The organism is Mesorhizobium sp., assembly GCF_004962925.1.
Lineage (GTDB): Bacteria > Pseudomonadota > Alphaproteobacteria > Rhizobiales > Rhizobiaceae > Mesorhizobium.
This window is the reverse complement of sequence record NZ_SUEO01000115.1, coordinates 1-19,738: the sequence shown is the minus strand read 5'-3', so window position 1 is coordinate 19,738 and position 19,738 is coordinate 1. Positions and strand designations below refer to the sequence as shown.

General features: G+C 60.5%; 17 protein-coding genes, 1 tRNA gene and 1 pseudogene. 4 read left to right on the top strand and 15 right to left on the bottom strand.

The annotated features are described in order from the left end of the window. From E5W87_RS21355 to E5W87_RS21330, 6 genes are all read right to left on the bottom strand, one after another. The coding region (locus E5W87_RS21355; protein ID WP_292401836.1) for a thymidine phosphorylase at nt 1-862 on the bottom strand (862 nt) is incomplete at its 3' end. Then, on the bottom strand, nt 862-1,680 hold the full coding sequence (locus tag E5W87_RS21350) for a purine-nucleoside phosphorylase (protein WP_292401833.1): 819 nt from the start codon (nt 1,678-1,680) through the stop codon (nt 862-864). The genes E5W87_RS21350 and E5W87_RS21355, both read right to left, overlap by 1 nt. Before the next feature lie 47 nt (nt 1,681-1,727). After that, a complete protein-coding gene (gene cdd, locus E5W87_RS21345; RefSeq protein ID WP_095488520.1) occupies nt 1,728-2,120 on the bottom strand; it encodes a cytidine deaminase in 393 nt (130 codons plus the stop codon). 59 nt (nt 2,121-2,179) lie between these two features. After that, on the bottom strand, nt 2,180-3,151 hold the full coding sequence (locus E5W87_RS21340; protein ID WP_292401829.1) for an ABC transporter permease: 972 nt from the start codon (nt 3,149-3,151) through the stop codon (nt 2,180-2,182). A 1-nt stretch (nt 3,152) separates the two neighbouring features. After that, on the bottom strand, nt 3,153-4,292 hold the full coding sequence (locus E5W87_RS21335) for an ABC transporter permease (protein ID WP_292401826.1): 1,140 nt from the start codon (nt 4,290-4,292) through the stop codon (nt 3,153-3,155). Beyond that, entirely contained in the window at nt 4,289-5,821 is a 1,533-nt protein-coding gene (locus tag E5W87_RS21330; RefSeq protein ID WP_292401823.1) for an ABC transporter ATP-binding protein, read from the bottom strand. The genes E5W87_RS21335 and E5W87_RS21330 overlap by 4 nt, the downstream gene beginning before the upstream one ends. A gap of 318 nt (nt 5,822-6,139) precedes the next feature. On the opposite strand from E5W87_RS21330, the gene E5W87_RS21325 reads away from it, so the two are divergent. Continuing rightward, nucleotides 6,140-6,349, top strand: a complete 210-nt coding sequence (locus tag E5W87_RS21325; RefSeq protein ID WP_095488524.1) for a SlyX family protein — start codon at nt 6,140-6,142, stop codon at nt 6,347-6,349. 69 nt (nt 6,350-6,418) lie between these two features. Here the strand turns inward: E5W87_RS21325 and E5W87_RS21320 are convergent, their stop codons facing one another. From E5W87_RS21320 to E5W87_RS21310, 3 genes are all read right to left on the bottom strand, one after another. Further along, the gene (locus tag E5W87_RS21320) at nt 6,419-7,408 is read right to left on the bottom strand and encodes a BMP family ABC transporter substrate-binding protein (RefSeq protein ID WP_292401819.1); all 990 of its coding nucleotides are present in this window, start codon (nt 7,406-7,408) and stop codon (nt 6,419-6,421) included. 209 nt (nt 7,409-7,617) lie between these two features. Further along, the gene (gene msrA / locus E5W87_RS21315) at nt 7,618-8,283 is read right to left on the bottom strand and encodes a peptide-methionine (S)-S-oxide reductase MsrA (RefSeq protein WP_292401816.1); all 666 of its coding nucleotides are present in this window, start codon (nt 8,281-8,283) and stop codon (nt 7,618-7,620) included. Nucleotides 8,284-8,358: 75 nt separating this feature from the next. Beyond that, a complete protein-coding gene (locus E5W87_RS21310) occupies nt 8,359-8,682 on the bottom strand; it encodes a hypothetical protein (RefSeq protein WP_292401814.1) in 324 nt (107 codons plus the stop codon). A gap of 443 nt (nt 8,683-9,125) precedes the next feature. Here E5W87_RS21310 and E5W87_RS21305 point away from each other — a divergent pair. From E5W87_RS21305 to E5W87_RS21295, 3 genes and pseudogenes are all read left to right on the top strand, one after another. Further along, a tRNA-Ser gene (locus E5W87_RS21305) sits at nt 9,126-9,215 on the top strand. Nucleotides 9,216-9,329: 114 nt separating this feature from the next. Beyond that, nucleotides 9,330-10,652: an integrase gene (locus E5W87_RS21300; RefSeq protein ID WP_126105066.1), complete on the top strand. Its 1,323-nt coding sequence runs from the start codon at nt 9,330-9,332 to the stop codon at nt 10,650-10,652. Nucleotides 10,653-12,055: 1,403 nt separating this feature from the next. Then, nucleotides 12,056-13,091: pseudogene (locus tag E5W87_RS21295) on the top strand (IS110 family transposase). Nucleotides 13,092-14,079: 988 nt separating this feature from the next. Here the strand turns inward: E5W87_RS21295 and E5W87_RS21290 are convergent. The 6 genes from E5W87_RS21290 to E5W87_RS21265 form a co-directional block, all read right to left on the bottom strand. Continuing rightward, entirely contained in the window at nt 14,080-14,982 is a 903-nt protein-coding gene (locus E5W87_RS21290) for a GGDEF domain-containing phosphodiesterase (RefSeq protein WP_292401810.1), read from the bottom strand. A 111-nt stretch (nt 14,983-15,093) separates the two neighbouring features. Further along, a complete protein-coding gene (locus tag E5W87_RS21285; RefSeq protein ID WP_292401806.1) occupies nt 15,094-15,903 on the bottom strand; it encodes a diguanylate cyclase in 810 nt (269 codons plus the stop codon). A 258-nt stretch (nt 15,904-16,161) separates the two neighbouring features. Next, the gene (gene ubiM / locus E5W87_RS21280; protein ID WP_367118853.1) at nt 16,162-17,343 is read right to left on the bottom strand and encodes a 5-demethoxyubiquinol-8 5-hydroxylase UbiM; all 1,182 of its coding nucleotides are present in this window, start codon (nt 17,341-17,343) and stop codon (nt 16,162-16,164) included. Between the two features lie 285 nt (nt 17,344-17,628). Next, nucleotides 17,629-18,237: a hypothetical protein gene (locus tag E5W87_RS21275; protein ID WP_292224994.1), complete on the bottom strand. Its 609-nt coding sequence runs from the start codon at nt 18,235-18,237 to the stop codon at nt 17,629-17,631. A 698-nt stretch (nt 18,238-18,935) separates the two neighbouring features. Then, nucleotides 18,936-19,091, bottom strand: coding sequence for a cbb3-type cytochrome oxidase assembly protein CcoS (gene ccoS / locus E5W87_RS21270; protein WP_095488533.1), 156 nt, complete (start codon nt 19,089-19,091; stop codon nt 18,936-18,938). A 5-nt stretch (nt 19,092-19,096) separates the two neighbouring features. Beyond that, nucleotides 19,097-19,738, bottom strand: a 642-nt coding sequence (locus E5W87_RS21265; RefSeq protein WP_292401803.1) for an HAD-IC family P-type ATPase, incomplete at its 5' end; no start/stop codon positions are given.

The following is a 19,738-nucleotide window of genomic DNA, read 5'->3' as shown; positions in this document are numbered from 1 at the left end:
AAACCAGCCCGGCCGACTGGAGCATGTCTGCGGCCAAGGCCAGCGTCACATCCTCCAGGCGCCGATCGCGGACGCGGCCGGTGAGAAAATCGACGGCATTGCGCACCTCGACCGCGTTGCCGGCTGCCGACGCCAGCGGCTCGTTCATGCCTGTGACCAGCGCCGAGACCTTCAGTCCTGCACCACTGGCGACTTCGACCAGGCTGTTTGCCAGCGCCGCTGCGTCGCGCGACTTCTCCATGAAGGCGCCGTTGCCGACTTTCACATCAAGCACCAGCGACTGCAGGCCGGCGGCCAGCTTTTTCGAAAGGATCGAGGCGGTGATCAGCGGCACCGATTCGACGGTTCCCGACACGTCGCGGATCGCATAGAGCCTGCGGTCGGCGGGCGCCAGATCGGCGGTCTGGCCGATGATGGCGCAGCCGGTTTCGAGCACCACCTTGCGGAACCGCGCAACATCCGGCTGGCTGATATAGCCGGGGATGGCATCCATCTTGTCGAGCGTGCCGCCGGTATGGCCGAGGCCGCGGCCGGAAATCATCGGCACATAAGCGCCGCAAGCGGCGACGATCGGCGCCACCATCAGTGAGACATTGTCGCCGACGCCGCCTGTCGAATGCTTGTCGGTGACCGGGCCCGGCAGATCCGACCAGTCGAGCACGTCGCCGGAATCGCGCATGGCCAGCGTCAGCGCCACCGCCTCGTCGCGGCTCATGCCGTTGAAGAACACCGCCATGGCGAAGGCCCCGACCTGCCCGTCCGAGACGGTGCCTGCGGTCACGCCCTCGATGAAGCTGGCGATCTCCTGCGCCGACAGCTTGTGGCCGTCGCGCTTGCTGCGAATGATTTCCTGGGGAAGCATCAGGCCGAGACCTTACTCTCCGGTAGCCCGTCTTCGAACACACGCCGGAGAATGGTCGCCAGCCGCGCGCCGCCAACCGGCGCCATGTCCTTGGTCTCCTGGTGCGAAAGCTCCGCCCCGGTCATCCCTGCTGCGAGGTTGGTGATGACGGAGCAGGCAGCGACGCGCAGGCCGAGGAAGCGGGCGAGAATGACCTCCGGCACCGTCGACATGCCAACGGCGTTGGCGCCCATGATGCGTGCCATGCGGATCTCTGCGGGCGTCTCGAAGCACGGCCCGGAAAACCACATATAGACGCCCTTGTGCAGGGCGGTAGCCGTCGCCTTCGCGGCCGTCTCGATCGCCGAGCGAAGGCCCGCATCATAGGCTTCGGTCAGGCCGACGAAGCGGCGTTCGCTCGGCTCGCCGATCAGCGGGTTGGAACCCGAGAAATTGATGTGGTCGGTGATGAGCATCACCGAGCCTGGCCCCATGTCCGGATCGACCGAGCCGGCGGCATTGGTGAGGATCAGTTGCGAGATGCCGAGGCCGGCGAGCACCTCCAGCGCCGGCCGCATCGCCGCCGCGTTGCCGTGCTCGTAATAATGGGCGCGGCCGGACAGCATCAGCACTGGCGTGCCGGCAAAACGTCCCGCCACCACCTCGCCGGCATGGCCGGTGACGCCGCTTCTGGGAAAGCCCGGCAATTCGGCATAGGAAATGCGGACAGCGTCTTCGACCTGGTCGACAAGCCCACCAAGGCCCGAACCCAGCACCAGCGCGGTGGCGGGCGCCAGCCCGTCCAGCCTTTCGACGAGATGATCGAGCGCTTCCTTCATTTCAACCAGCTCTTCATTTCAACCAGCTCTTCATTTCAACCAGCTCTTCATTTCAAGATGTCGCCCTGGAAGCCGTAGGGCAGCATCTCGCCCATGGTCACGGTCTCGACCACGCCGCCATTGTCGCAGAGATAAAGCTTGGTTTCCGGCCGGCAGAATTCGGCCAGCCGCTGCCGGCAGCCGCCACAGGGCGAGCATTTCGCCATGCGCTCGGCAATCACGGCGATCTCCGTGATCCTTCCGCCGCCGCCCATGATGTAGTGGCCGAGCGCGGTGGTTTCGGCGCACCAGCCTTCCGGATAGGACGCGACCTCGATGTTGGCGCCGGCAAAGACGCGCCCGTCCTCGGTGCGCAATGCCGCCCCGACCGGAAACTTCGAATAGGGCGCATAGGCCTTGGCCATGGCGGCCTTGGCCGCTTCGAACAGATCATGCGACATTTAGTTTTTCCCTCGCATGATCTTGTCCGAAAACCGGCTTCCACTTTTCGGGATCATGCCTAGCGTTCCTTGACATAGGGCACGCCGCCGGCGCGCGGCGGGATCGCCTTGCCGATGAAGCCGGCGAGCAGGATGACGGTGAGAATATAGGGCAACGCCTGCATGAGCTGCACCGGCACCTTGCCGATCACTGGCAGCGGCGTGCCCTGCAGGCGGATCGACAGCGCGTCGAGGAAGCCGAACAACAGGCAGGCGAACATGGCGTTGACCGGCTTCCATTTGGCGAAGATCAGCGCGGCAAGCGCGATGTAGCCCTTGCCGGCGGTCATGTCCTTCACGAAGCCGCCGTTCTGCACCATCGACAGGTAGGCGCCGGCAATGCCGGTGAGCACCCCGGTGCAGATCAGCGCCCGGTAGCGCAGCCAGGCGACCGAGATGCCGGCCGTGTCGACAGCGGCCGGGTTCTCACCGACCGCGCGCATGCGCAAGCCGAAGCGGGTGCGGAACAGCACCCACCAGGTGAACGGCACGGCGAGGAACGCGACATAAACCAGCACCGAATGGCCGGAGATGAGTTCCGAATATATCGGACCAAGGATCGGCACGCCCCTGAGCGCGTCCGCACCGGGCCAGATGATCGCCCCGAACCGCTCGTCCGAGGCCAAAGCTGGCGTACGACCACCTTGCTGGAACCAGGCCTGGCCAAGCATGATCGTCGATCCCGCGGCGATGAAATTGATCGCCACGCCGGAGACGATCTGGTTGCCGCGATGGGTGATCGAGGCAAAGCCGTGGATCAGCGCGAAGGCGACCGAGATGAGGATGGCCATGCCGAGGCCGAGATAAGCGGAATGGAAGACGGAGGCTGCGGCGGCACCGGCGAAGGCGCCGACCAGCATCTTGCCCTCGAGCCCGATATCGAAAATGCCGGCCCGCTCCGAATAGAGACCGGCGAGGCAAGCGAGCAGCAAGGGGACCGACAGGCGGATGGTCGAGTCCAGAACCTGGATGACGGCGTTGAACAAATCCATCTCAGGCCCCCTTCCCCTTGATCGCTTCCATGCCGACAGATCGCGGGCTGAGTGAGGCGAACAGCGCCTGGACATAGGGGCGGAACATGTGCTCCAGCGCGCCGGCGAACAGGATGACCAGGCCCTGGATGATGACGATCATGTCGCGGCTGATCGCCGGCATCTCGAAGGCGAGTTCGGCGCCGCCCTGGTAGAGCATGCCGAATAGTATCGCGGCGAGCACGATGCCGACCGGGTGAAGCCGCCCCATCAGCGCCACCGCGATGCCGACGAAACCGGCGCCCGAAACGAATTCGAGCGCGACATTGTGCTGGTCGCCCATCGTCGGGTTGAGCGCCATCATGCCGGCCAGCGCGCCCGAAATCATCATGGCTACTATGATGATGCGGGTCTCCGAGATGCCGGCATAGCGGGCCGCCTTCGAACTGTGGCCGTAGGTGCGCATCTCGTAACCGAGCCTGGTGCGCCAGATCAGCACCCAGACCAGAAAGGCCATGGCCAGCGCCAGCAGGAAGCTGATGTTGAACGGCGCCGAGCGTATCTTGGCGCCGAACAATTCGATGACCCAGTTGAGCTTCGGCAGTTGCGCGCCGTCGAGGAAGGTGCGTGTCTGCGGCGCCATCGAATTGGCCGGCTTCAAGAATCCGACCAGTGCGTAGACCATGACGCTGGCGGCAATGAAATTGAACATGATGGTGGTGATGACGATGTGCGAGCCGCGCTTGGCCTGCAGATAGGCCGGGATCAGCGCCCACAGCGCCCCCATTGCCGCGGCGGCGATAATCGCCAGCGGGAAGGTGAGCCACCAAGGCAGCACGCTGTCGAAGGCCAGGCAAACGATGCCGATGCCGAGACCGGCGATATAGCCCTGGCCCTCGCCACCGATGTTGAACAGGCCGCAATGCGCCGCAACTGCCACCGAAAGCCCGCTGAAGATGAAGGTGGTGGCGTAGAAGAGCGTAAAGGCTATGCCTTGCCCACGGCCGAAGGCACCCTCGACCAGGACGACGGCTGCGCGCAGTGGATTCTCGCCAACCAATATGACGACGAAGCCGGCAACGACGAAGGCGACGAACAGGTTGATCAGCGGGATCAGCACGTAATCGGCCCAGGCCGGCAGCTTGGCATAGGGAGTGCTCATTCCGCCGCCTCGCGCTGCTCGACGCCGGCCATCAGCAGACCGAGCTCGCCCTCGGTCGCGTCGGGGCCGCGCTCACCGACGATGCGGCCGGCAAACATCACCAGGATGCGGTCGGACAGCGAACGGATCTCGTCCAGCTCGACCGACACCACCAGCACCGCCTTGCCCTGGTCACGCATGGCGATGAGCCGCTTGTGGATGAATTCGATGGCGCCGACATCGACGCCGCGCGTCGGCTGGCCGACGATCAACACGCCGGGATCTTGTTCCATTTCCCGCGCCAGCACGATCTTCTGCTGGTTGCCGCCGGAGAAATTGGCGGTCTTGAGGCGGCAGTCCGCCGGTCGGATGTCGTATTTGGCTATTCTGTCCCTGGCGTCGTTGCGGATGGCGTCGATGTTGAGGAATGGCCCCCGGAGATAGCGCGGGTGGTCGTGATAGCCGAGGATCGAATTCTCGTTCTCCTCGAAGGCCAGCACCAGCCCGACATGATGACGATCCTCCGGCACGTGGGCGAGACCTCGGTCGCGCAACTCGCCGGGATCGGCAGCCCCGGTGAGATCGATCGGTTTGCCGTCGAGCATGACGGAGCCCGAGACGGCGCGCCTGATGCCGGAAATCGCCTCGAGCATTTCGGATTGCCCGTTACCGGCGACGCCAGCGATGCCGACGATCTCGCCGGCGCGTACATCGAAGGAGATGTCGTCGACCATGGTGACGCCGCGGGAATCCTTCACCGTCAGGTTCTTGACCGCGAGCTTGACGCCGCCGGCTTCCGCCTCGCCCTTCTCGACCCTGAGCAGCACGCGGCGCCCGACCATCAGCTCGGCCAGCTCTTCGACTGTCGTCTTCTTGGTCTCCCTGGTCGCCACCATGGTGCCCTGGCGCATGACCGAGACCGTGTCGGTGATCGCCATGATCTCGCGCAGCTTATGGGTGATCAGCACGATCGTTTTGCCCTGCTCTTTCAGCTGCTTGAGGATGCGGAACAGATGGTCGGCTTCTGCGGGCGTCAGCACGCCCGTCGGCTCGTCGAGGATCAGGATCTCGGCGCCGCGATACAGCGCCTTGAGGATTTCGACACGCTGCTGCAGGCCGACGGGCAACTCCTCGATGATCGCATCGGGATCGACCTCCAGCCCGTATTCGCGCTCGAGCCGTTCCAGTTCGGACCGCGCCTTGGCGATGCTCTTCTTCAGCAGCGCATCGCTTTCGGCGCCGAGAATGACGTTTTCCAGCACTGTGAAATTGTCGACCAGCATGAAATGCTGATGCACCATGCCGATGCCGAGCGCGATCGCGTCGTTTGGCGTCTTGATCGACGCCGGCTGGCCGCCGACGCGGATCTCGCCGCTGTCGGCCTGGTAGAAACCATAGAGGATCGACATCAGCGTCGACTTGCCGGCGCCGTTCTCGCCGACAATGCCGTGGATGGTGCCGCGCACGATCTCCAGATTGATGTCGCGGTTGGCGCGCACGGCGCCAAAACTCTTGTTGATGCCGATCAGCTCGATTGCGGCTTGCGCCATGCAGCCTGTCCCACTCTTATTTTTTTATCGCTTGGTCAAAACGCCTAGCATGACGCCCCGTCTGTGCCAATTGGCCGGAGCATCGTTCACTCTCGACAAATCCCCGCGCGCTTGTCAATTTCGAACGTGGCCGCAGCCTTCACATTCGCTATCGCATCGGCCCGAAAATCGGGTTCGATTTTCGGAAGGCACGATGCGAAGATTGTAAGGGTTAGAGCGTAGTTTCGGCGTCCAATTGGAGGCCCGTCGCTCTAATGTGGCGAATCCCGAAATTCGCATCTCTTGGGAGTTGCGCAGTAAGAACCTGAGGTTTTTCAGATGACCATGCCCGCCGACCGGCTGACGACGCTGGAAATCCGCGCCGCCGAGCAGGAGAAGACCATCGAGGAACTGTCCGGCCAGATCGCCGAGCAGTGGAAGGTGATCGAGCGCATGCAGCGCAAGCTCGATGCGCTGACCGACCGCTTCCTGGCACTGGAGGAACAGGCAGCACCGGACGTGCCGGTGACAAAGCCGCCGCATTGGTGAGCTTACGGACAAGCAAAAAAGCCGCCGGGTTTTCACCCGGCGGCTTCGATCAGATCGGCGATGTCGCGCTCAATACGGGCAGGCGTTGTCCGACATGTAGTCGTGCACCTTGACGGTGCCGGCGATGATGTCGGCCTTGGCCTTTTCGACCGCCGCCTTCATCGCGTCGTCGACAAGCGCCTTGTTGTTGTCGTCCATGGCATAGTCGACGCCGCCTTCCTTGAGGCCGAGATCGTTGATGCCGCCGGTGAACTTGTCGTTCTTGGCGTCCATGAAGGTGTTGTAGACGGCGACGTCGACGCGCTTGACCATGGAGGTCAGCACCTTGCCGGGCTGCAGTCCGTTCTGGTTGGAATCGACGCCGATGCCGAGCTTGCCGGCATCCGCCGCTGCCTGCAGCACGCCAACACCGGTGCCGCCTGCCGCCGCATAGACCACGTCGGCACCCTGGTCGATCTGCGTCTTGGCGATCTCGCCTCCCTTGGCCGGATCGTTCCAGGCTGCCGGCGTGTCGCCGGTCATGTTCTGGATGACATCGGTCGCGCCGGCCGCCTTGGCGCCGCCGACATAGCCACAGCCGAATCTGCGGATCAGCGGAATGTCCATGCCGCCGATGAAGCCGACCTTCTTCGACTTGGAAGCCATCGCTGCCATCACGCCGACGAGGTAGGAGCCTTCCTGCTCCTTGTAGACGACGGAGCGGACGTTGGGCTTGTCGACGACCATGTCGATGATGGCGAATTTGGTCTCGGGAAACTCGACGGCGATCTTCTCCAGCGCATCAGCCCAGGAGAAGCCCGCCATGGCGATCGGATTGCGGCCATCCTCGGCGAAACGGCGCAGCGCCTGCTCGCGCTGGGTCGCGTTGCTGACCTCGAATTCCACATAGGCGATGCCGGTTTCGGCCTTGAACTTTTCGGCGCCATTGAAGGACGCTTCGTTGAACGACTTGTCGAACTTGCCGCCGAGATCGTAGAGAAGCGCGGGCTGAATGTCCGCGGCGAAGGCCGGAAGAACCATCGCAGTTGCGGCCAGGAGGCCGAGAACGATACGTTTCATGTGATCCACACCCTGTCGGTTATTTTTTCCGTTACGCACCGCCTGCCTGCCCGGCTCTCCGGCAGGCATGCGACGTCAGACAGGAGTGTCTTCCTCCCGCTTCGGGCCAATCTGGCACGGCCCGAAACAAAATTCACGCGGAATTTTGACCTTTTGGAAAAGCGTGGCGCCGCATCCCAGCGCCACGGATCATCGTCTCGCCAACGGCCTCAGGCGGAGACCGCAGCCGGGATGGCGCAGGCGACGCCGGTGCCCTGCAGATTGCAATAGCCATAGGGATTCTTCGCCAGATATTGCTGGTGGTCTTCCTCGGCGAAGTAGAATTCTGGCGCCGGCGCGATCTCGGTGGTGATCTTGCCGCGGCCGGCGCCGCGCAACGAGGCTTCATAGGCGTCGCGCGAGACGATCGCCGCCTGATATTGCGCATCACCGAACGTGTAGATCGCCGACCGGTAGGTGGTGCCGACATCGTTGCCCTGGCGCATGCCCTGCGTCGGGTCATGGCTTTCCCAGAACAGCTTCAAAAGCTGTGCATAGGAGACGATCTTCGGGTCGTAGACGACGAGCACGACTTCGGCATGGCCGGTCAAACCGGTGCAGGTTTCCTGGTAGGTCGGGTTGGGGGTGACGCCACCCGCATAGCCGACAGCCGTGACCCATACACCCTCGACCTGCCAGAACATGCGCTCAGCACCCCAGAAGCAGCCCAGCCCGAACATCGCCGTCTCCAGCCCCTCGGGATAAGGCCCCTTGAGCGGCCGCTTCGAGACAAAGTGCTTGGATGCCGTCGGGATAGGCTTGGCACGACCCGGCAGCGCCTCGGCGGGCTTCGGCAGATTGAGCTTCTTGTTCAGCATGTCGCTGAGAAAAAACATGCGCGGTCTCCCTGTATGTTTGATTTGGGATTTCTCGTCGTTTGGGGACGCCGGAAGGTCATCAACAACAACTCATCAAGTCCGGGCGAACCGTCCTGTCGGCCGCTCCCGCCTGTAGCCGATCATGTAGAGAATGAAGGCAAGCACCGCAAACACGGCGAAGCCGGGCTGGTTGAGCACCCAGGCAATGGCGCCGTCCCACAGCAGCGGACTGACCTTGTCGCGGACGAAGCTTTCGAAGGCGCTTCGCGTATCCGGCGAGACGGCGAGCCAGCTTGTGTTGAGCGGGGTCATGACCAGTGCCGACGCCGCCACCGAGCGCGTCGTGTCGAGCACCGCCATGATGACGGAAACCGAAAGCGCAAGCATTGCCGCGAGACGGAAAAGAAAGCGAAACATGCAGACCTTTCCTCCCCAGGACTTTAGCAGACTTCCCCAGTCTTTAGCAGACTTCCAACGTCTGTTCGAACAGAGAGATAGTGTGCGCGCGCTTTGTTCGCAATCGCGACACGCGAATTTGAAGCTCGACCGACGTTCTTCGATCGGGCGCGGACCGACGCCACCGGTCTCCTGCTGCAGAGCCGTCGCCGCATCTAAGCCTCGCGCCGGCAGCACAACAAAACCATCTGTACGCGGCAAAGCGAATAGAGTGCCGTTATGGCTTGGCATTCGATGCCGGATCGACTAGATGAGCCCCGCGCCTGTTGCTTTGACGGCTCAGGTGCGGGAAGGGCATCCGCTGGTTGACGGCGCCCACGGTGCGGAGTTTCGGACCGGAATCCCATGGGAGACGCATTTCCCCAACCCGCGTGGCAAAACCGGCCGGCGCGAAATGCTAAGACGGAGAGGTGGCCGAGTGGTTGAAGGCGCACGCCTGGAAAGTGTGTTTACGGGAGACCGTAACGCGGGTTCGAATCCCGCTCTCTCCGCCATCCAGCTTCCATAAAAATCCTTTCTTTTCAAAAACTTCCTTGTTGCGCTTGACCAGTGCGAAGCGAAACCTATCTCAGACTGTGTAACAAACTGTGTAACATTAGAGAAAGATAATGCGACGTTCCGCAGCGCCAAGGCCGCATAAACGTGAAGGCATCTGGTATCTCGTTCGCAGGGTGCCGAAGGAATTCGCGGCGTTTGATCGCCGCTGCCTGGTACGCATTTCCACGGGGGTCGCCGTGGCTGACGATCCCCGCGGTGTACGGGCGCGAGATGCAGTGCAAAGCCTCGGCGCAGGGCTGGAGGCGTATTGGCGTAGACTGCGGGAAGGCCAATCCGCCGAGGCGGGGCTGCGTTTCGAAGCCGCGAGGAAGCGCGCGCGGTCATTTGGATTGGCCTATCGCACTAACGAGGAACTAGCAGCGGGGCCGCTCGACGAACTCATGGCCCGCATCAAGCTGCTTCTCGACAAAAAATCGATCGAGGACGCGGAGGACGTCTCGGCGGTGATGGGTGGGGAGAAGCGGCCAGCGGTCCGCCTGAGCGGTCTTATCAAGGAATTCGAGACGATCGAGCAACAGAACTTGCTGACTATGTCGCCCAACCAAATCAAGAAATGGCGTAACCCCAAAAAGCGCGCAGTTGCCAATCTGGTTGGAGTCATTGGCGACAAGGAGATCGCAAGCCTCACTCGGGACGACGCAGTCGCGTTCCGCGAGTGGTGGCAAAAGCGGATCGTTGAGGACGGACTTGATATCGGTACGGCCAACAAGGACATCGGCCATGTTTCGAAAATGCTGCGCGTCGTCGATCTGACTCACCAGCTCAAGCTGGAGCCGGTTTTTCGCAACCTCCGTCTTTCCGGCGCCGTCCCCGGGCAACGCGCTGCGTTCCCAGCGGAGTTCATTCAGGAGAAGATACTCGCTGAAGGCGCGCTCGACGGACTCAATGACGAAGCCCGCCATCTAATCTATGTAATTGCCGATACCGGACTCAGGCTTTCTGAAGCGGCAAACCTCACCACCGAAACAATCCACCTCGATCAAGAAATCCCGCATGTGCGGGTGCGCCCCAATGGCCGTCGCTTGAAGACCGGTCATTCAGCCCGTGACATTCCCTTGGTTGGCGGCGCACTTGCAGCCATCAAGCTCCATCCGGACGGCTTTCCTCGCTATCGCGACAAGGCCGCCTCACTTTCAGCGCTCGTCAACAAGGTGCTCGCCAGCAAGGAACTTCTGCCGACTTCCGAGCATAGTCTTTATAGCCTGCGACACACTTTCGAGGACCGGCTGACGGCAGTTGAGGCGCCGGAGAAGGTAATTGCCTCTCTGATGGGCCACAAATGGATCCGGCCGAAATACGGCGCGGGACCTTCGTTAGCGCAAAAGCGCGAGTGGCTCCAAAAAATCGCTTTTACCCCGCCCGGGCGAATGTGATTGCGCCATCCAGGCCGTGAGAACCAACCTCACGGGTCCAGCTGTCCGAGCCATTTAGGTTGAGCGTGGCCAGCACGCGCTGCGCTCGCTCGCGATTTCCGAGCTTCCGCCGCATTTGTTCGACCTCGTATTCCAGCCTTTCGAAGGTCGGTGTATAGGCATCTCCATGACGGATGACCAAGTAGGCCGCAACAGCTAGACAGCATTCGAGCTCCGTGGCCGATGGATCGGAAAAAGGGGCGACGCCATAGCAAGGCGCGCAACGCCTCTCGAAAGCTTCCGAACTAGGCAAACGGCCAGCACGTGGCATCGTGACAGAAACCTATGCCTGATCGACGAACCTGAAGTGCTCACGAAGCTTGACCGGTGCGCAGGCCATCGGAGGGACAATTCCGCTCTGCCTAAAACCGACAAAAATTTTGAAACACCCGTCCCTCCGGCTCGAATTCAAAAGTTCAGCCCAGACAGGAACGCCTGATATCTTGTCGTGCACTGTCACGGTGCCAAACCTGGTGCCGGCGACAACGGCAGTTTGGCGAGCAGAAGAATTCCCGAGACTGAGACGTTCTACGGCTTGGCTCATGTTCGCGTTCCTCCTCGATTGGAAACAGGATGGGCCATATGGAAGCGAATAAAAGGAGGTTGGTGACGAGTCTCGGTAGTGGAGTAGAAACGGATGGAAAAGCTTGCGCTATTCGCCATCGGCGCCGCTAAGCGCACTTGAGAGAAGGGGCATGATCGCCAAGAGATGACGTCCGAAGAACTCTAGCGCGTCGCTTGTCGCCCCACTCTGAACTCTCGTCGGTCTGGTCCATTTATTCGACTCGAGGATGTTCGTCCGTTCATCCGGCAGGCTGCATGATCGGCATTGGCGAGGCAATCGAGGCGACAAACATCGCTCGATATGAGTAGCCGACAGGCAATCTCTAATTGCGAGGAGCGGATAGAATTGGGTACGGTCAAGGGATGAAAACGCGATATGGCTACGCTGGCGTCCATATGTTCGACCGCACATCCAGCCTTAGCCGGTCGCTGTGTGTCAAAGCGATTTAGAGGCGCGACACCGCAAGCCAGTTAGAAATGCGACAGTGACGCGTCTTTTTGGCACGACCTTAGCACCCGATCGGGCCTCAGCTGGTCGTGGTTGCGCAGCCCGGTCGGGTGCGATTTTATAGAGCTCCCCTGGCTTTAGATTCCATGAGGGGTGAACCTGCGACCGGCGATCTGCAAGGGTGCAGCTTCACAGAAGCTGCTCACTCCAGGAGGTCATTGTGGTCACTACGCATTTTCAAACCGAAACGCCCACTGCAATTCGAACCGATCTCGGTGCGATTTTCGTCTCGTTGGAGTTGAGCCGGTCTACTTGGTTGGTCACATCACTGTCGCCGGGTGGCGGGGAAAGGATGTCGAAGCATGCCGTGGCGGGCGGCAACGTCAGTGAATTGCTGGCTCGATTTACTCATCTCCAAGAGAAGGCTCGTTCGCGATCTGGACGGTTGTTCCCAATCGTGACGATCCAAGAGGCGGGCCTCGACGGCTTCTGGATTCATCGTGTGCTGGAAACCAACGGCATTGAGAGCTACGTGGTCGACGCTGCTTCGATTGCGGCGTCTCGCCGCCGGAAACGAGCAAAGACTGACAAGATCGACGGCGAGGCGCTCGTGCGCGCGCTACTCGCCTTCAAGCGTGGTGAACCTCGTGTCTGTGCCATGGTCAAGGCGCCAAGCCCGGAAGAAGAGGATCGGCGACGCATTTGCCGCGAACGTAGGGTGCTGATCGCGGAAAGGGTCGAGCACGTCAACCGCATCAAGGGGCTGCTCTTCGCGCAAGGCATCGGCGGCTATCAGCCACTGAGATCGTCGCAGACAACTGGAAGACCTTCGAACTGGCGACGGCCGAGTGCTGCCGCCACATCTCAGGGCCCAGATTTGCCGTGTACTCGATCGGCTGGAACTGCTGCTCGATCACATTGCAGTCGTTGAGCGTGAGCGTGATGCCTTGGTGGAAAGGGTTGAATGCGAAGCCAAAGCCCCGGAACCGGCAACAATGCTATGTGCAATCAAAGGCGTCGGCCCGGAGGTAGCTGCAGTCCTTTGGACCGAAGGCTTGTGTCGGCAATTTGATAATCGTCGACAGGTCGCGGCATACGCCGGCCTGGCGCCGACGCCTTGGCAGAGCGGAACCATCGATCGAGAACAAGGCGTGTCGAAAGCAGGCAACCCGCGGCTGCGAACAACAATGATTCAGTTGGCCTGGCTGTGGCTCCGCAACCAACCGTCATCTGCCTTGAGCAGATGGTTTATTGATCGCGTCCAGTCGAATGGCGGGCGGCACAAGAAAAGCACGATCGTTGCGCTGGCCCGAAAGCTGCTGGTCGCTCTCTGGAAATATGTCACCTTCGGCATTGTCATCGACGGCGCAGTGCTGAAGTCGGCCTAAGCTCTCACGGAGACACAATCGCGTAATCTTCCAGGACTGATCAATCCTGGCGGATCCAGGTGGGCGAACCGGCTCAAAGTCTGGCTTCAGATGCCGTGCTTTAGAATGGTCCCGTCCTCCTGAGCCTTTGCCGCAACGCAAGCGGAATGATGGTGCAGCCGCAAGTACGGCGACCGTATGTGAGTTTGAACCGGCCGAGGAGAGCCGCGTCATGCGAAAGGCTCAGACCATGGAATCTGACGACCGGGAAGGAAACAATCCATGTCTTGACGCGCTAATCCTCATGTGAGCTTTGAGAGCCCGTCATCGACACAAATGCAAGGGAACGGTCCGACCGCTTGCGGACATTCGACATGCCGTGGCAGCTTGCTATGGTGAGCCAGCGCATTCCGATACACGTTTTCCGCGCTCTTCAATTCGTCAGGCGTGAGACGGTCGTGACCGCTGCGCCAATTGATCTCGTGGCAGGGTTTGAGAAGCCTCTGGTTCTCGTTGTCGACGGACGAAGCTTTGATCCCACTCGATCAAGAGTGCGCTCTTTGCGAAGCCGGCTATACCGTTGCTCCAGCCCCTGTGCTGAGGCTGAGCGCTTGATCAAGGACAGCCCCCGGCCGCTGCTGTTCTGGACGTGAAGTTGCGGGATGGTGACTGCGTTGAGGTCGCGAAGACCTTGACCGCGGGTACGTTGTTCATCCGGAAGAGCGCTGAGCCGAGAAGCGGCCAAGAACGCTTGCCTGTATTCGAATCCTACGGGAACCGCGAAACGAGCGTCCAAGGGACGCAATTCTCCGACGTCGTTCACTCAAGCTCATCTCGCAACTTGAACGCTTGTATCAAGCCGCTGCGTGTGCGCCGGTGGACCGGATTGCTGCATCCAAACCACGTGCTCAGTTCCGCCCCCGCAATAACTCTACCGTCCGAAACGGCTTTCGCGCGCCAGGTCCACCCCACATGAAAGTTCCGCGAGCAGCACGGACGGAGAGGCCGGTCACAACTCCTTCGCGTGCTCTTTTACTACCGAATCAAGTGCCAGATGGAGAGGCACTGCCTTAGAGAACAGGAAGCCCTGCGCGGTTCTGCAGCCAAGCTTGTACAGAGTTTGCCGATCTGCCTCTGTTTCAACGCCCTCGGCCATGACCTCGATCCCGAGCGTCCTACCAAGATCAATCACCGCTTTGACAAGCAGCCGATCCTCCCGGGACTTGGCTAAGCCGCGAATGAAGCCCTGGTCTATTTTCACCTTCCTGATCCGACTGTCCTTGAGCGATGCCAACGTCGAAAAACCGGTGCCGAAGTCATCGAGCGCGATAGAAATGCCAGCATGTGAAAGCCGGCCGAGCTTTTCATCCACTCTGTCCGGATCCACTGGGGCTTCTTCGGTAATCTCGATATCGAACATCGTTGCAGGGAGGTCTTTTGCCGCCAGACCATTAAGAATCATGTCGTCAATATCGCCAGCTTCCAATTCGCGCGGTGAAACATTCATCGCCACACGAACATCACGACAGTCAGCTTTGACCAAGCCCTCGATAAGAGCGCAACAGTCGGCGAATACCGTTTGAGTTAGCAGCTGAAGCATTCCAGTTTCGCGTGCCGCTGTCATGATCTCGGGCGGAGAAATGGGACCGTGAAGCGGGTGAGACCACCTTAGCAAGGCTTCAAAACCGACGACGGCTTCAGTTTCGAGTCTTACGATTGGCTGGAACCAAGGGACCAAGCTTCTCATCGTTATCGCCGAATGAAGATCGCGTTCGATTGACTGGCGGCGTTGCAGTTCCCGGGCTAGCTCGGCATCGAACAGACAAAATTCATTCCTGCCGCGGCGCTTAGCTGTGTAAAGGGCGATGTCGGCCCGCAACAACATTTCCGTTAGTCCGGGGTTTTCAGCCAAGTAGATTCCTATAGACGCTCCAATGCGGACCGATGCGATCCCAGGATAGGGGCGAGCAAGCTTGGCTATGAGATTGGACGCGAGATTGGTGGGAGAAGGAGAATTCTTTCGCTAAGAAAAAACCAGCACGAATTCATCCCCACCGATGCGGGCGAGCGTTGAGCCCTCCGGTGCTTCTTCCTCTATTCGGCGGGCGATCCTGACAAGCAGCTCGTCACCCGTTCTGTGACCGTAGGTATCGTTGACAGATTTGAACCCATCCAGATCAATCAGCATGGCGACAAAGGGCCCATCAGTGTTCTCAAACTGATCGATTGCATGTTCGAGGCCGCGCCTGTTGAGGAGCGCGGTAAGATGGTCCTCCCTGGAATTGCGCTCCATTTCCGCGGCAAGCCGCTCGGCTTGATGTCTCAGGCGGCTCGCGTCACGGAAGCGCGCTTGTCCAACGAACGAGGCTCGAACCAGGCCGCCCTCGAAAAGCAGGACGGCAAAAGCCAGAATGTAGTTTTCCAGGGTTCCCTTCGTCAGCAAGCATGCGGCGGCAATGAGGAGTGGCGGTGTGATGAAGTATATCGCTGCCGCAGCATATGAGCTGCCGTACGTGACCGCGCCAGCTGAAATGCCCGCCAGAATTATTAGATGCAGCGATGCTTGAGACGTCGTGTACCCAGCCGTTAGGACGGCAAGGAATGACCAGGTGAATCCCGCCAGAAGAGCAAGCCTGCCAAACCAGCGAAGCCGCAGCCAAACCCGTGTCAGATCATCCTGGACTCCGGGTTCCTTCAGCTGATGACGGGCGAGTGCAAGGCGGGCCGCATTTATCGCATTAACGACCGAAAACCAGGCCGCGCCAGCAAGACCGTTCCCGGAAAGGGCCTGCACGGTCAAAATCAGCCCGGACAGCACAATGCTTATCGGCATTGAGACGAAAAGGCCTGCCCTCAGATCAGCGAGCTGGTCCTGAAGGATTCTCGCCTCCAGCGGATTTTCTTTTTCCAGGGCTGGACGGGTCAGCTTGCTTACTCCTGCTTGTCCGCAGCCTACGCAGCCCCCCCTGAAGGACGGGTTAATTCTTCAATCGGAGATCAGCGTCGGGAGCAGGATTACTCCGGCGCATGATGCACTCTCTCCCATCGCTCGCCCAGCACATCGCGCAAAAATGCAACTGCTGGTGCAGTATCACCGCTGGAGCTCCGCCGAAATCCCATGCCGGACAAGGGGAACATGTTGGGCAAAGCGAAGCCCCAGATGCCTTGCAAGCCGTGCCGCCAGGTGGTCTCTGGAGTAGAGTCCAACCAGTATGTTCGTTGCATGGTAGAGCGGCGCCGCCGACAGGCGCAGCCGCCTTTCGTATATGTGAAGCATGTCGGGGTCGCCAACATTGCGGCCGTCGCGGCACGCAGTCATGATTCCACGGGCGAGTTGCTTCTGGCTGCTGAGACCGATGTTGAATCCGTGAGCGGTCACCGGGTGCATGCCGATGGCAGCGTCGCCGATGAGTGCGGCGCTCGGCGCCCGGAATTTGTGCGCCCAGGTCGTGACCAGCGGATAGGTATGGCGCATGCTTGCCAAGGTCATTTTTCCAAGGCGCCCTCGACACCGTTTCGTCAACTCCGACAGGAACAAATCATCATCGAAGGCAAGCAGTCTATAGGCCTCGTTTGAGCGCAATGTGAGCAGCAGCGACGACATGCCCTCCGCGAGGGGCAATATCGCTATCGTCTGATGGTGATCGAACCATTCGATGGCGATCTGGTGGTGGGCGCGCTCGTGCCTCACTCGGCAAATCAGCATCGAGTGGCCAAGCCGGTTGATATCGGCGCCGATGCCTAGCAGATCACGCGTGGCGGACAAACGCGAATCCGCGGCAACAACCAGCCGAGCAGTTAAACGCGCGCCATTAGAGAGCGTTACGACTGCTCCTTCTTGGCTGTTTGTTGCATCGACGACCGAATGGCCGCACAACAGCCGGGCGCGATCCTGCAAGCGGACGATTTTGAACAGCGCCTCGCGGATCCGGCAATTTGGAACCAAAACCCCCAGCGGTTCTCCAGAGTTGCTGGGAGGATCGAAACGAAGAGCGAATTCGCTCGAGCCGTTGAGCACGCGCGCGCCTTGAAGTGCTGATTTGTCCGAAGCCGGGATGACATCCCAGGCGCCGAGCTCGCGAAGGGTTCTGATCGAAGCGTTGGTCAGCGCGATTTCGCGACCATCGAAAGCCGGATTCGCCAGACTATCGAATGTGTTCTGTTCAACAACTGCCACCTTGAGTTCGCTTTGGGCAAGCGACGCAGCGAACGAAAGGCCGACCGGGCCGGCTCCAACGACAACGATGTCAAAATTATCGTCAGAGCCCATCAGCGTGCCGCCATCCGGTCGCCTATCCTCGTGTAACGGTGGAACTGAGCCGAGTGACATCCGCTGAGCTCCGTGCCCGCCGCATTGCCTAAAGGCGCTGGGCCGGGGGATTCGCATGGATCGGCAACGAAGCACGCAACCCGCTCAGAGTTGGATGCGGCTAACCGATCCCGCCCTTTCGCCGCGCAGCCGCGCAGATCGCCGCCAGCAAGCGAGACACTCGCGACGCTGGTCAGCCACGGCCGCGCCGCATCGATCGCCACATTCCACCTGGAACCCGTGCGCATACTACTCACGCTCCACGACGTCGAAGCGGGCTCTCTTGCGAGGGTATCGAACGTAGCGCTCTCTCTCGTCATCCCAGCCAAGGTAGCGGAAACTTTTATGCACGACCGCGCATATCTCATCAAGAACCTGCTGCATGGCTTCGATGTCGATGTCCTTGCAATTCAGTCGCCGATAGAGCAAAGCCCACGCGGCGACGTAGTCGTCGAAATAGCGCGCGTCACTCGAACCAATGATCAACTTTGGACGGTTGGTCGATCTCGAAAACGCACGTCCCAACCCCGATGATGCTCCGCAGCACGTTGACATCACGAGGATCTTCGGCGCTGGATGCGAGCCCTGGAACATTTCTACGAAGTCAGCCCAAAGAAGGCCACTTCGCCCACGGGACACAGCGATCCCGTCACCATTGCCGTGCCCAGCGATGTGAAGCACGTCGCACTCCGCCTCCATCGCTCGTACTACAGCCTCACCAAAATTCGTTCGGTTCAACGCCGTGTGGAGCTCCGCGCGGATGTTGACAGCCTTTAACAAGTGCTGCACGATCGGTCCCGTGTGCATGTCGGCGAAGTAGTCATTCGCATTGTGGCAGTCGATGATGTGAACGTTCATGGTACTCCGGCCGCTTGTTCGTTGATCGTCGTTACGAGCGACACCACGCGCGCGGAAACCGCGTGACGTGCGCTGAGTTCCGGTGCCGTCGCATAGCCTCAATGCGCGGGCCGGGAATCCGGATGGATCGGCAACGACGCACACAACCCATCAAAGGCGAAAGCTGTTGATCGGCCCCCGTTTCCGCGCAGCCACGCGGATGGCCAGCCAGCAAGCGAGATACACACGACACTGGTCAGCTAATGGCTGCGCCGTAAGCACAAGGCATAGCCGACCATACGACAGAAAAACCCAGAACCGTGAAGGTGCTGATAACCAAACTTTCCGTGAGTCATGCATTTCTCCCTCGAAGACTGGTCCATAGACCACACCGATGAGTATGACCCTGATCTGGATCAGCCAGACATGACCAACCGGCACTGTCGGTTCACGGTCAGGTGATCGATCGTGACGTTCCACTTTGGAACCGTGCGCACATTGCCAAGCTCTCGTCCGGCCACGCGAGGTACTCTCGTGGCATCAGCCGCCTCATACTGGGTGCAATGGGAGGCAGTCCTTCGCACGACAGAGGCTTTTCACAAATCAATGTAGTGCGCAGCTTAGGTCAAGGTGGTCATGGAGCATGGACAGCTTGTTCCCGACCGAGCCGGCTCGACTGACGAGCGCGATCCGCGCATCTTATGCACAGCGGATTGAAATCAGCGTTCCGGTTTGTCGTCCCGATCAATTAGTATCCGCTCGGCGGCTCCGTCGAGATCTTCGTATTGACCGCTTCGCAATGCCCAGACGAAGCCGGACAGGCCCAGTGCACCCAGAAAAAGGGCCACTGGTATGAGATAGAGCAACGTCGTCACTAGGATTATGCCGAATAGCTGACTGCGGAGCGTCTGACTTTTTGAATAACTTGCACCGTCGCATTCGCCACGTAGCCGTGCAAGCGCAATGCGTTTCCAATAACAAGCAGCGATGAGGCAGACATGGCAACCGCCGCTATCAAAGGCGTGACGTGCCCGAGGATGGCGATTGGTACTGCCACCGCATTGTAGACGATCGCAATCGCGATGTTCTGGCGGATCAGGTGTCCTGCCTTGCGCGAGACGCCCAGGGCGAGCGGCACCGCCAGGAGGCTTTCGCGCAGGAAGACGAAGTCGGCTGCATTGCGGCCAATGTCGGCGGCGGTGGCCGGTGCGATCGAGACATGCGCCGCGCTCAGCGCCGGCGTATCGTTGAGGCCGTCGCCAACCATCAGAACCCTGTGCCCGGCTTTCGCGAGGGTCTCGATGACTTCGACCTTGCCGGACGGCAGCAGGCAGGGAACGAAGTCATCGACACCCAGCACGTCCGCAACCTCGGCACAGGCGCCCGCGGTATCGCCCGACAGCATTTGCACCGACAACCCCGCATCGTTCAATCGCTTGATCGCCGCCGCGGCGTCGGCACGCAGCACATCCTCGAAATCGAAGGTCGCGACAATGATCCCGTCTTTCGTCAGGACCGTCCC